Source organism: Shinella sp. JR1-6 (genome assembly GCF_004284735.1).
GTDB lineage: Bacteria > Pseudomonadota > Alphaproteobacteria > Rhizobiales > Rhizobiaceae > Shinella.
On sequence record NZ_SHMI01000003.1, the window covers coordinates 276,613 to 288,374 of the forward strand.

The following is an 11,762-nucleotide window of genomic DNA, read 5'->3' on the forward strand; positions in this document are numbered from 1 at the left end:
GCTGTGGGCAGGGCTTGATTTTTTGTTGCAGGTCGATTAACTAGCAATCAAATAGATAGCAAGCTAATTGTATTTGGACTACTGAGATGAACGCACCCGATCCGCGCGAGCGTATCCTGGACGACCTTTCCCGCGTGCAGCGCAAGATGCGCGCCTTGTTCGACGCCCGTGTGAAGGAGCGGGGGCTGACGCTGCCCCGCGCCCGCGCACTTCTGATCCTCGGCCGTGGCGTCAATCTCAACCAGCGTGAGCTCGCCGACGAACTCGACATCGAGACGCCGACGCTCGTGCGCCTGCTCGACGGCATGGAGAAGCAGGGTTTCATCCAGCGCCAGTCGGTGGAGGGCGACCGCCGCGCCAAGCAGATCGCCATGACGCCGCGCGGTGCCAAGGTCGCCGGAGAGGTGCTGGAGCTCGCCCGCTCGCTGCGCGCCGACGTGCTGAAGAGCATTTCGGCGCAGGACATGTCGACCACCGTCAAGGTGTTCGCCGCCATGTCCGACAATATCGCGCAGAGCTGTCGGGAGTGCGTCGAGGCATGAGCGCCGTTCCCGCTGCCGACGGGCGCGGAGGGGAGGGCGAGCCGCCGCGATCCGGGGCGCAGGAGCCGGCCGAGGAAAAACCCGCCGCCCCGCCACCGCCGCCGCCCATGGCGCCGCCACGGGCTGCCGCCTACATGATCGCCTCCACCCTGCTCGCCATGACGCAGGGCTTCGGCCTGAACCTCGTCGCCGCCAACATCCCGCAGCTCCAGGGCCCATTCGGCGCCACCGCTGCCGAGGCGGCCTGGCTGATGGCCGCCTACATGGCGCCGAACGCCTCGCTCTCGCTGGCGCTCATCAAGATCCGCAACCAGTTTGGCCTGCGCCCCTTCGCCGAACTCGGCATCGCCGCCTTTCTCCTCGTGTCGGTGGCGCATATCTTCATCACGGACCTGCAGTCCGCCCTCGTGCTGCGCTTCTTCGCCGGCATCGCGGCGGCACCGCTTTCCTCGCTCGGCTTCCTCTACATGCTGGAGGCCTTCAGCCCGGCGCGCAAGCTGACGATCGGCATCTCGCTCGCGCTGACCAATATCGGTCTTGCCGCCCCGCTCACCCGGTTCATCTCGCCGGCGCTCATCGATCTCGGCGGTGTGCGGGCGCTGCTGCATTTCGAGCTGGCGCTTGCCATGCTCTCCTTCGCAGCGATCTATCTCCTGCCGCTGGCGCCGCCACCGCGGGCAAAGGTCATCGAGAAGCTCGATATCGTCAGCTACCTGTTCATCGCCGTCGGTTTCGGCTCGGGTGCCGTCGTGCTGGTGCTCGGCCGGCAATATTGGTGGCTGGAGGCCCCCTGGATCGGCACGCTGCTCGTTGTCATGGTCGGCGCGCTCACCATCGCCGCCGTCATCGAGCTTAACCGTGAAAGGCCGTTGATCGACCTGCGCTGGCTGTTCAGCCGCGAGATGCTGCACTTTGCCGCCGTGCTGGTACTGTTCCGGCTGATGCTGGCCGAACAGACCGCCGTCGCCGGCAATTTCTTCCAGATCACCGGTCTGCAGAACGATCAGCTGGCCGGGCTCTACGGCATGGTGGCGCTCGCCACCGCCGCGGGCGGCCTTCTCTGTGCGGCCATCTTGAAGCCCGGCCGGGAGCCGGGTATCCATATGGTGGCACTGCTGCTGATCGGCGCCGGCGCCTTTCTCGACAGCCGGGCGACGAACCTGACGCGGCCGGAGCAGATGTATGTCAGCCAGGCGATGATCGCCGCCGGCGGCAGCCTGTTTCTGCCGCCGGCCATCGCCTCCGGTTTCACGCTGGCGCTGCGCAAGGGGCCGCAATACATCCTCAGCTTTATCGTCGTCTTCCTGGTCACGCAGAGCCTCGGCGGCCTTGCCGGCTCGGCACTGTTCGGCTCCTTCATCACGCTGCGCGAGAAGTTCCACTCGAATATCCTCGCCGAGGCGATGACGCTTGCCGATCCGCTCGTTGCCGGCCGCGTGGCGCAGCTTTCCGCCGCCTATGGCCGCACGATCATCGATCCGGCCGTGCTGAAGGCAGAGGGCGTCGCGCTGCTCGGCCAGCAGGTGACGCGGGAGGCCAATGTGCTCGCCCACAACGATGCCTTCCTCGTCATCGCGCTGCTTGCCGTCGGCGCCGCCGCGGCGCTCGCCATCCACATGCTCTACATCCGTATCAGAGAGGCCAGCGCTCGCAATGGCGAGCCGTCGGCCGTTGAAGGTTGACCGAAATGAAGACTTACATCCGCAATACCGCCACGGCGCTTGCCCTCGTCCTCGGCGTGACCGGCATCGGCGCGGTGCTCTACGCCTGGCAGCTGCCGCCCTTTGCCAGCGACGTCCAGACGACGGACAACGCCTATGTGCGCGGCTACGTGACGCTGATCAGCCCGCAGCTCGCCGGCTACGTCACCGAAGTGTCCGTGAAGGACTACGAGACGGTCAAGGCCGGCGCGGTGCTCGCCCGGCTCGACGACCGCATCTTCCGCCAGAAGGTCGAGCAGGCCAATGCCACGCTCGCCAGCCAGAAGGCGGCGCTCGCCAATTCCGAGCAGCAGGAGAACGCCGCCAAGGCGCGCATCGGCGCCAGCGAGGCGGCACTCGACAGCGCGACCTACGCCAAGCGCCGGGCGGAGGAAAACTGGAACCGCATCGAGGAGCTGTCGAACAAGGGCATCGCCACCCAGAGCGATCGCGAGCAGAGCCGCACCACGCTTGACCAGGCAGAAGCCTCCATTGCGCAGGCGCAGGCGAATCTTGAAGTCTCCCGGCAGGACCTGCAGACGATCATCGTCGGCCGTGATTCCCTGCGCGCCGCGGTGGCGGGTGCGGAGGCCTCGGTGGAGCTCGCCAGGATCGATCTTTCCAACACGGTCATCACCGCCCCGCGTGACGGTGCCGTGGGCGAGGTGGGCGTCAAGCTCGGCCAGTATGTCGCCGCCGGCACACAGCTGATGGCCGTCGTGCCGCATGACACCTGGGTCATCGCCAATTTCAAGGAAACCCAGCTCGCCTATATCCAGCCCGGCCAGAAGGTCGAGGTCAGCGTCGATGCGCTGAAGCACGCGACGCTGACCGGCCATGTCGAGCGCTTCTCGCCTGCCGCCGGCTCGGAGTTCAGCGTGATCAAGCCCGACAACGCCACCGGCAATTTTACAAAGATCGCCCAACGCGTGCCCGTGCGCATCAGCATCGACCAGGGGCAGGACATGGCGAAGCGCCTCGCACCGGGGCTTTCGGTGGTGGTGAAGACGGTGGTGGGGGAGTAGGAAACTTCGGCGCGTACTGCCGGGTTCTGCTGTGACTGCCCCTCACCCTAACCCTCTCCCCGTAAACGGGGAGAGGGGACTTGCCCCGCAAAGGGGCATTGTCTGAGGAAACGGTGCGGCATATCCCTTCTCCCCGCTTGCGGGGAGAAGGTGGCCGACAGGCCGGATGAGGGGCAACTTCCTGGGATCACTCCGGCAGGCGATAATCCAGCAGCCGCCCCTGGCGCATGTCGAAGAGCTTGCCCGTCTCCGCAAAATCCGGCGCCACCAGCGACAGGATGACCTTGGCGACCTCCGAGGGATGCTGCAGGGTCGAAGGGTCCTCGCCGGGGATGGCCTGCGCGCGCATGGCGGTGCGGGTGGCGCCGGGGTCGAGCGAGGTGATGCGCAGGGCGGTGCGCTGCGTCTCGCCGGCCCAGGTGCGCGCCAGCGCTTCCACAGCGGCCTTGGAGGCCGAGTAGGGGCCCCAGAAGGGCTTGCATTTGTGTGCGGCGCTGGACGAGAGGATGACGGCGCGGCCGGCATCCGATTTCAGGAGCAGCGGCTCAAGCGAGCGGATCAGCCGCCAGGTGGCGGTGACGTTGATCGCCATCACCTTGTCGAACACCTTCGCTTCGATATGGCCGATCGGCGAGATCGTGCCGAGCACGCCGGCGTTTGCGACGAGAATGTCCAGCTTGCCCCAGCGCTCGAAGATCGAGCCTCCGAGCTTGTCGATCGCCGGCATGTCGGCGAGGTCGAAGGGCACCAGCGTTGCCGCGCCGCCGGCGGCCTTGATGGCATCGTCCAGTTCTTCGAGGCCACCGATCGTTCGGGCGCAGGCGATGACATGCGCGCCGGCCTTTGCGAGTTCGAGGGCGGTGAAATAGCCGATACCGCGCGACGCGCCGGTGACCAGCGCGAGGCGGCCTTTCAGGTCGATGCTCATACTATCTTCGATTATCCGTTGCTTGCCATTACCGAGACCTTCCGTCCCATCGTCTCGCCTTCCTTGTCAAGGAGGCGCGTCGGATAGTCGCCGGTGAAATAATGGTCGGTGAACTGCGGGCGGGCCGGGTTGCGGTCCTCGCCGCCGACGGCGCGGTAGAGCCCGTCGATGGAGAGGAACTCCAGCGAATCCGCCCCGATATACTTCGCCATCGCCTTGACGTCGTTGTACTGATTGGCGAGCAGCTTGTCCCGGTCGGGCGTGTCGATGCCGTAGAAGTCGGGGTAGAAGATCATCGGGCTGGCGACGCGGATATGCACTTCCTTGGCGCCTGCATCGCGGATCATCTGCACGATCTTCAGCGACGTCGTGCCGCGCACGATCGAATCATCGACGAGGATGACGCGCTTGCCGGCGATCATCGCGCGGTTGGCGGAATGCTTCAGCTTCACGCCGAAGGCACGGATCTGCTGTGTCGGCTCGATGAAGGTGCGGCCGACATAGTGGTTGCGGATGATGCCGTATTCGAACGGGATGCCGCTTTCCTGCGCGTAGCCGAGTGCCGCGGGCGTGCCGCCATCCGGGACGGGAACGACGACGTCGCCCTCGACCGGGTGTTCCTTGGCAAGGTTCATGCCCATGTTCTTGCGTGCGACATAGACCGAACGGCCACCGACAACGGAATCGGGGCGGGCGAAATAGACGTATTCGAAGAGGCAGAGGCGTTCCGGCTGCGGATTGCCCGATTTCTTCGCCTCGATGGTGATCGAGCCATCCGGCTGGATTTCGCAGACGATGATCTCGCCGTTCTCGACGTCGCGGATGTACTTCGCGCCGATGATGTCGAGCGCGCAGGTTTCCGAGCAGAAGATCGGCTTGCCGTCGAGCTCGCCCATGACGAGCGGACGGATGCCCGTGGGGTCGCGCGCGGCGATCAGCTTGGTGCGGGTGATGCCGAGCATCGAGTAGCCGCCTTCCATCTGGCGGATCGCATCGATGAAGCGGTCGGTCGTGGAGGTGTAGCGCGAGCGGGCGATGAGGTGGAGCACCACTTCCGTGTCCGACGTCGACTGACAGATGGCGCCGCCCGCGATGATCTGCCGGCGCAGCGTCAGGCCGTTGGTGAAGTTGCCGTTATGGGCGACGGCGATGCCGCCGACTTCCAGTTCCGCAAAGAGCGGCTGCACATTGCGCAGCGCCACTTCTCCCGTCGTGGAGTAGCGCGTGTGGCCGATCGCCATGTTGCCGGGCAGCTTGGCGAGCGTTACCGGGTTCGTATAGTGGTCACCGACGAGGCCCATATGCTTTTCCGTATGGAACTGCTTGCCGTCGAAGGAGACGATACCGGCGGCTTCCTGGCCGCGGTGCTGGAGCGCGTGCAGGCCGAGCGCCGTCAGCGTTGCGGCTTCCGGATGACCGAGAATGCCGAAGACGCCGCACTCTTCGTGAAGCGTGTCGCCATCGAGATCGTCGTCGTGGCGGCCGGGGAACTGGAAGTCGCTCATTGCTGCAAGCCTTTGCTCGGGACCGTAAGAGGTTGCACGGGGTTCTGGGTCATTCGGCAAGGCCCATATGGGTATTGCCGAAAGCATTTGCCACCGAGGCCCGGAAGCGTCAGTGGCTGATGGTCTATCCTACCAAAAAATCGGGGAGCCTGCCTTCGCCATTTCTCGCGAGTATCAGCTCCCCTGATCGATTTATCCGTTTGTGGCGGGCGTCTCTTCGGCGGGCGCCTGGTTCGTGCCGCCGGAGGCGCCATCCGGATCCTCCGTGCCGCCTTCGGTGGGCGCGCCTTCGGCGGATTTGCCGCGCAGGCGGTCGAGGATCGTCGCGTCGGCATCTTCCGGCAGGAGCGCCACGAGGCGCGAGCCGAGATTGTCGAGCAGCGGCTTGGACTTTGCCGTGGTGACCCAGGACGGCTGCTGCTGCGGCGCGACCAGCCAGTTGAAGAACAGCATGGCGACGACGACGAGCAGGATGCCGCGCGCTGCACCGAACAGGAAGCCAAGCGTACGGTCCAGCGCGCCGATGCGGCTGTCGATGATGAAATCGGCCATGCGCATGGTGATGAAGGAGATCACGATGAGCGCGACGAGGAAGACGGCGGCGGCCGAGCCGACCATGGCGACCGTATCGCTCGTCGTGTAGTCCTTCGCATAGGGCACGAGGACCGGATAGAGGAAGTAGGCGGCTGCCGCGGCACCCACCCAGCTGGCGACGGAGAGCACCTCACGCGAAAAACCGCGCACCATCGCCAGTACGGCGGAAAACAGCGCGACGCCGATGACGATACCGTCGAGAATTGTGATGGGCATGTTCGTCCTACTCCAAACCCGAAATGTCGCCGGGCCCCGCCTCGTTCAAGCGGGGGCACCTTAGCGGAAGGCGTCTTCGCCGTCTCAGTTCGGCACGCCGGCGACCGATGTTTCCCACAGGCCATTGCCGTCTGCCGGAGGGCGTCAAACGTCCTCGTCTTCCCGCTTCAGGGCGCTCTTCGAACCGGCAATGCGCGCCACCAGATCCGGCAGGCTGTCGATCTCGCTCCAGCGGCCGCCATTGCCCTTGGGCAGATCGGCGGAACCGGCGGGCAGGACGGCCTGCGAAAAACCCAGCTTTTCCGCCTCCTTGAGGCGCTGGGCGGTGTGCGCCACCGGGCGGATTGCGCCCGACAGGCTGACTTCGCCGAAATAGACGCAATCGGCAGGAAGGGCAAGACCGGCAAGCGACGAAACGAGCGCCGAGGCGACCGCAAGGTCTGCAGCCGGTTCCGAGATGCGATAGCCGCCCGCCACATTGAGGTAGACGTCGTGTTGACCGAGGCGCACGCCGCAATGGGCCTCCAGCACGGCGAGGATCATCGAAAGCCGCGCCGAATCCCAGCCGACGACCGCACGGCGCGGCGTGCCGAGCGAGGTGGGGGCGACGAGGGCCTGCACCTCGACCAGCACTGGCCGCGTGCCCTCCATGCCGGCAAAGACCGCCGCGCCCGGCGATTTCGCATTGCGCTCGCCGAGGAAGAGTTCGGACGGGTTTGAGACTTCGCGAAGGCCCTTGTCGGACATCTCGAAGACACCGATCTCGTCCGTCGGGCCGAAACGGTTCTTGACGGTGCGCAGGATGCGGTAGTGGTGGCCGCGGTCGCCTTCGAAATAGAGCACGGCATCGACCATGTGCTCGACGACACGCGGGCCGGCGATCTGGCCTTCCTTGGTGACATGGCCGACGAGCACCATGGCGGCGCCCGTCTGCTTGGCGAAGCGGATCATCGCCTGCACGCCGGTGCGCACCTGCGTCACCGTCCCGGGCGCGGCCTCGGCGGTGTCGCTCCACAGGGTCTGGATCGAATCGATGATCACGAGATCGGGCCGCTTGCCTTCGCCGACGGTGGCGAGGATGTCCTCGACATTGGTCTCGGCGGCGAGCAGCACGTCGGTCTCGGCGGCCTGCAGGCGCTGGGCGCGCAGGCGCACCTGCGCCACGGCCTCTTCGCCCGAGACATAGATGATGCGGTGGCCGCGGCGGGAGAGGGCGGCGGCGGCCTGCATAAGAAGGGTGGATTTGCCGATGCCGGGATCGCCGCCGATCAGCACGGCCGAGCCCCGCACGAAGCCGCCACCTGTGGCACGGTCGAGCTCGCCGATGCCGGTGTGGATGCGCGGGGCTTCCTCGATCTCGCCGGAGAGAGCGGTCAGCGCGACGGGGCGGCCCTTCTTCGGTACCTTGCCGGGGCCGGAGCCGATGCCGCCCATCGGATCTTCCTCGACGACGGTGTTCCACTCGCCGCAGCCCTCGCATTTCCCGACCCAGCGGGAATGGGCGGTGCCGCAGTTCTGGCAGACGAATTGGGTGCGGGCTTTCGCCATAAAATCTCGCTTTCCGGAATCGTTCCGGAAGTCCCTAGCACAAAAGGGGAACGTGTCCTATTTTTTCGCCGCTTCGTAGCGTCGTTCGTAACGCCTTCCGAGGCTGGTCAGGAGCTCGTAGTCGATCGTGCCGCCGGCGCGGGCCACATCCTCGATGGGCATATTGCGGCCGAAGAGCTCGATGAAGTCGCCGGGCCGAACGCTTCCCTCCGGCAGGTCCGTCACGTCGAAATGGGTGAGGTCCATGGTGACGCGGCCGATCAGCGGTACCGTGCGGCCGTGCAGCACGCCGCCGGCCCCTGGGACGTTCGTCTTGCGCAGCGGTACACCTGAGCCGGAAAGGGCGCGCATGTAGCCATCCGCATAGCCGACCGCGGCGACGGCGATGCGCGTGTCGCGGGTGAAGACGGTGGTGGCGCCGTAGCTAACGCTTTCGCCGGCTTTCGCCTCGCGCACCTGGAGGATACGGGCTTCGGCGGTGACGACGGGCTTCATCGGGTTCGGCGCCTCGTTGACGGCTGCGCCGCCATAGAGCGAGATGCCCGGGCGGGTGAGGGTGAAGTGATATTCTTCGCCGAGGAAGATGCCGGCCGAATTGGCCAGCGTCGCATCGATGCCGTCGAAGGCATCGACGGCGGTGCGGAACCGCTGGAGCTGCTGGCGGTTGAGCGGGTGGTTCGGATCATCCGCGCAGGCGAGATGGCTGAGCAGCATGATCGGCGAGAAGCTCGCCGGCCGCGCCACGTCGCCGGCAAGCGCCAGGGCATCTTCGACGCGCAGGCCGAGCCGGCTCATACCCGTGTCGACATGCAGCACGCAGGGGTGGTCGCTTCCGTCGGAGACTGCGGCCATGAAGACGGCGAGCTGTTCCTCCGAGGCAATGACCGGCACAAGGTCGAACTCGAAGAACAGCCGCTCGGAGCCGGCCCACATGCCGGACAGAACGTAGATGCGGGCATCCGGCAGCGTCGCGCGCAACGCAGCGCCTTCCGCCGGGGTGGCGACGAAGAAATCGCGCGCACCTGCCAGGTGAAAGGTCCTTGCCGCCGGTTCGAGGCCGATGCCGTAGGCGTCGGCCTTCAGCACCGCGGCGGTGCGCGCCGCGCCGGAGCGCCGCGCCATGGCGCGCCAGTTGTCGGCAAGCGCAGAAAGATCGATCGTCAGACGAGCATGGTCCTCGCCGGCGACGGGCAGGGTGGAGCGGGTGGGCGTGTGGTGCGTACTCATTTCAGTGAGATACAGCCTGTGGACCATGGCGGCAATACGGCCGCCGGCTGCATTGCCGGTACGAAACGCGGCCTCTATGGTGCCGCGCCGAAAGGGAGAGACGATGCGGGCAGGAATGAGAACGGCCGTTGGGGCGATGGCCCTCGTCCTTTCGGGCGAGGCGGCGGTTGCGGAGAGCGTGCCGACGGATGCCGCGATGCGCGAGGCGCATGCGGTGCTGCTCGGCCTTGCCCAGGACGGTGCGGTGCCGGTGCGCGAGGCGGGCGCGGACATCTACTATTCCATCGTCGACAATCCCGAGGCGCCCCGGCTGGTGACCCGGCTGGAAGTCTCCGGAGCGCCCTGTCGTGCCCGCACGACCGCAGCCCTGCAGTTTCCGGAAAAGTGGGCGACGCTGACGCTCGGCCTGGTCGATCTCAGCCGCGTGACGGCGGTCACGGCCTATGCCTCTGCCGATGACATGATCGCGGAGGCAAAACCCATTCCGCTCGCCTCTCCCGACGTGGAGCAGATCGTTCTGACGGGCGAGGGGCTCTATTGTTCGAGCCGCATGGCGCTTTCAGGGGAGAGTGGGGCCTCTGACGGCACCTGCTCCGACAGGCTGGACCTGTCGATGATGGACGAGGAGCAGAAGGCGCGCGGCCGGCGGGCGCTCGCCATCGTGGGCGATTTCTGCAAGGCCCCGGCTTTCGGGAAGCGGTGAGCGGGCAAGAGGAGGATTGCCCCTCATCTGGCCTGCCGGCCACCTTCTCCCCGCAAGCGGGGCGAAGGGGATGTGCGGCACCGGCTTCCCCAACCAATGATGGTTCGTGACGCAAGTTCCCTCTCCTCGCTTGCGGGGAGAGGGTGAGGGGCGAATCCCGGCTCCCGTCAATGCTCGTACTGGGTGAACGACGGATCGGCGAGGTCGGTGAAGCGGGTGTATTCCGACTGGAAGGCCAGTTTCACCGTGCCGGTCGGTCCGTGGCGCTGCTTGGCGATGATGACGTCCGCCGTGCCCTTCACGGCCTCGAACTTCATCTTCCACTCTTCGTATTTCGGGTCGAACTCGTCGCGCGGCTCTAGGTTCTTCACGTAGTATTCCTCGCGGAACACGAAGAGCACCACGTCGGCGTCCTGTTCGATCGAGCCCGATTCGCGAAGGTCGGAAAGCTGCGGGCGCTTGTCCTCGCGGCTTTCCACCTGACGGGAGAGCTGGGAGAGCGCGATGATCGGCACGTTTAGCTCCTTGCCGAGCGCCTTCAGGCCGGTGGTGATCTGGGTGATTTCCTGCACGCGGTTGTCGCTGGATTTTCCCGAGCCGGTCATCAGCTGGATATAGTCCACCACGAGGCAATCGAGGCCGCGCTGGCGCTTGAGGCGGCGGGCGCGGGCGGAAAGCTGGGCGATCGAGATACCACCGGTCTGGTCGATATAGAGCGGCACCTTCTGCATCATCTGGCTGCAGGCGACCAGCTTTTCGAAATCGGCCTCGGAAATGTCACCGCGACGGATTTTTGACGAGGAAACTTCCGTCTGCTCGGAAATGATACGTGTTGCGAGCTGTTCGGACGACATTTCGAGCGAATAGAAGCCGACGACGCCGCCATTTTTCGCCTTGAAGGAACCGTCCGCCTGCACTTCCGGCTCGTAGGAGGCGGCGATGTTGTAGGCGATGTTGGTGGCAAGCGAGGTCTTGCCCATGCCGGGGCGTCCGGCGAGCACGATCAAGTCCGAGCGCTGCAGGCCGCCCATGCGGCCATCGAGCGAATGGATGCCGGTGGAAATGCCCGATAGCGAGCCGTCGCGCTCGAAGGCGGCGCCGGCCATGTCGATCGCCAGCGCAACGGCATCGTTGAACGACTGGAAGCCGCCATCGTAGCGGCCGGTCTCGGCCAGTTCGAACAGGCGCCGTTCGGCGTCCTCGATCTGGTTTTGCGGCGGCATGTCGAGCGGAGCGTCATAGGCGATGTTGACCATGTCCTCGCCGATGGTGATCAGCGAGCGGCGCAGCGCAAGGTCATAGATGGCGCGGCCGTAATCTTCCGCGTTGATGATCGTCACGGCTTCGGCGGCAAGACGCGCAAGGTACTGCGGGATCGTCAGGTCGCCGACCTTGCCGTCGGCCGGCAGGTGGGTCTTCAGCGTGATCGTCGTCGCGATCTTGCCCATGCGGATCGTGTCGCCGGCAAGCTCGTAGATCTTGCGGTGCAGCGGCTCGTTGAAGTGCATGGGCTTCAGGAAATCCGAGACGCGGTAATAGGCATCGTTGTTGACCAGGATCGCGCCGAGCAGCGCCTGTTCGGCCTCGACGTTGCTCGGTGCCTCGCGATGATGCAGCTCCGCATTGTCGCGGCCCGCCTGGCTGAGTTTGCGCACGGCGTCGTTCATCGTCCCGAATCTCCCCATCCCTGTTTGCGAAGGCCGCTGGTTTGGTTTCTTTGTCGCCGGGGGTCAAGCGCTTCCGACTCGGCCCGACCATTAAGCCCGTTGTTAGA

Annotated in this window: 10 protein-coding genes; 4 read left to right on the plus strand and 6 right to left on the minus strand. The window is 65.7% G+C overall.

What is annotated here, in order from left to right; all coding sequences use genetic code 11:
* The first annotated feature begins 86 nt into the window (after positions 1–86).
* The 3 genes from EXZ48_RS06585 (at position 87) to EXZ48_RS06595 (ending at position 3,267) form a co-directional block, all read left to right on the plus strand.
* A complete protein-coding gene (locus EXZ48_RS06585) occupies positions 87–542 on the plus strand; it encodes a MarR family winged helix-turn-helix transcriptional regulator (protein ID WP_130514941.1) in 456 nt (151 codons plus the stop codon).
* Positions 543–649: 107 nt separating this feature from the next.
* The gene (locus EXZ48_RS06590) at positions 650–2,224 is read left to right on the plus strand and encodes an MFS transporter (protein WP_130515155.1); all 1,575 of its coding nucleotides are present in this window, start codon (positions 650–652) and stop codon (positions 2,222–2,224) included.
* Between the two features lie 5 nt (positions 2,225–2,229).
* Positions 2,230–3,267, plus strand: a complete 1,038-nt coding sequence (locus EXZ48_RS06595; RefSeq protein ID WP_130514943.1) for an HlyD family secretion protein — start codon at positions 2,230–2,232, stop codon at positions 3,265–3,267.
* Positions 3,268–3,454: 187 nt separating this feature from the next.
* Here the strand turns inward: EXZ48_RS06595 and EXZ48_RS06600 are convergent, their stop codons facing one another.
* The 5 genes from EXZ48_RS06600 to alr all read right to left on the minus strand — a co-directional run bounded on the left by EXZ48_RS06600 (position 3,455) and on the right by alr (position 9,285).
* The gene (locus tag EXZ48_RS06600) at positions 3,455–4,195 is read right to left on the minus strand and encodes an SDR family NAD(P)-dependent oxidoreductase (RefSeq protein WP_050742888.1); all 741 of its coding nucleotides are present in this window, start codon (positions 4,193–4,195) and stop codon (positions 3,455–3,457) included.
* An 11-nt stretch (positions 4,196–4,206) separates the two neighbouring features.
* Positions 4,207–5,700: an amidophosphoribosyltransferase gene (purF, locus tag EXZ48_RS06605; RefSeq protein WP_050742889.1), complete on the minus strand. Its 1,494-nt coding sequence runs from the start codon at positions 5,698–5,700 to the stop codon at positions 4,207–4,209.
* Between the two features lie 192 nt (positions 5,701–5,892).
* A complete protein-coding gene (locus EXZ48_RS06610; protein ID WP_023516732.1) occupies positions 5,893–6,510 on the minus strand; it encodes a CvpA family protein in 618 nt (205 codons plus the stop codon).
* Between the two features lie 144 nt (positions 6,511–6,654).
* Positions 6,655–8,058 (minus strand): DNA repair protein RadA, encoded by a 1,404-nt coding sequence (gene radA / locus EXZ48_RS06615; protein WP_023516733.1) that lies wholly within the window; start codon positions 8,056–8,058, stop codon positions 6,655–6,657.
* A 57-nt stretch (positions 8,059–8,115) separates the two neighbouring features.
* Positions 8,116–9,285 carry an alanine racemase gene (gene alr, locus EXZ48_RS06620; RefSeq protein WP_130514945.1) on the minus strand — a complete coding sequence of 390 codons (1,170 nt, stop codon included), beginning with the start codon at positions 9,283–9,285 and terminating at the stop codon, positions 8,116–8,118.
* Between the two features lie 115 nt (positions 9,286–9,400).
* On the opposite strand from alr, the gene EXZ48_RS06625 reads away from it, so the two are divergent.
* Positions 9,401–9,988, plus strand: a complete 588-nt coding sequence (locus EXZ48_RS06625; protein ID WP_130514947.1) for a hypothetical protein — start codon at positions 9,401–9,403, stop codon at positions 9,986–9,988.
* A gap of 167 nt (positions 9,989–10,155) precedes the next feature.
* On the opposite strand, the gene EXZ48_RS06630 is transcribed toward EXZ48_RS06625, so the two are convergent.
* Positions 10,156–11,655, minus strand: coding sequence for a replicative DNA helicase (locus EXZ48_RS06630; RefSeq protein ID WP_130514949.1), 1,500 nt, complete (start codon positions 11,653–11,655; stop codon positions 10,156–10,158).
* Positions 11,656–11,762 lie beyond the last annotated feature (107 nt).

Excerpts from the sequence above, each read along its gene's own strand:
- EXZ48_RS06630 (WP_130514949.1), bottom strand. The coding sequence starts at position 11,655 with ATGAACGACGCCGTGCGCAAACTCAGCCAGGCGGGCCGCGACAATGCG.
- radA (WP_023516733.1), bottom strand. The coding sequence starts at position 8,058 with ATGGCGAAAGCCCGCACCCAATTCGTCTGCCAGAACTGCGGCACCGCC.
- EXZ48_RS06585 (WP_130514941.1), top strand. The coding sequence starts at position 87 with ATGAACGCACCCGATCCGCGCGAGCGTATCCTGGACGACCTTTCCCGC.
- purF (WP_050742889.1), bottom strand. The coding sequence starts at position 5,700 with ATGAGCGACTTCCAGTTCCCCGGCCGCCACGACGACGATCTCGATGGC.
- EXZ48_RS06595 (WP_130514943.1), top strand. The coding sequence starts at position 2,230 with ATGAAGACTTACATCCGCAATACCGCCACGGCGCTTGCCCTCGTCCTC.
- EXZ48_RS06600 (WP_050742888.1), bottom strand. The coding sequence starts at position 4,195 with ATGAGCATCGACCTGAAAGGCCGCCTCGCGCTGGTCACCGGCGCGTCG.
- EXZ48_RS06625 (WP_130514947.1), top strand. The coding sequence starts at position 9,401 with ATGAGAACGGCCGTTGGGGCGATGGCCCTCGTCCTTTCGGGCGAGGCG.
- alr (WP_130514945.1), bottom strand. The coding sequence starts at position 9,285 with ATGAGTACGCACCACACGCCCACCCGCTCCACCCTGCCCGTCGCCGGC.
- EXZ48_RS06610 (WP_023516732.1), bottom strand. The coding sequence starts at position 6,510 with ATGCCCATCACAATTCTCGACGGTATCGTCATCGGCGTCGCGCTGTTT.
- EXZ48_RS06590 (WP_130515155.1), top strand. The coding sequence starts at position 650 with ATGGCGCCGCCACGGGCTGCCGCCTACATGATCGCCTCCACCCTGCTC.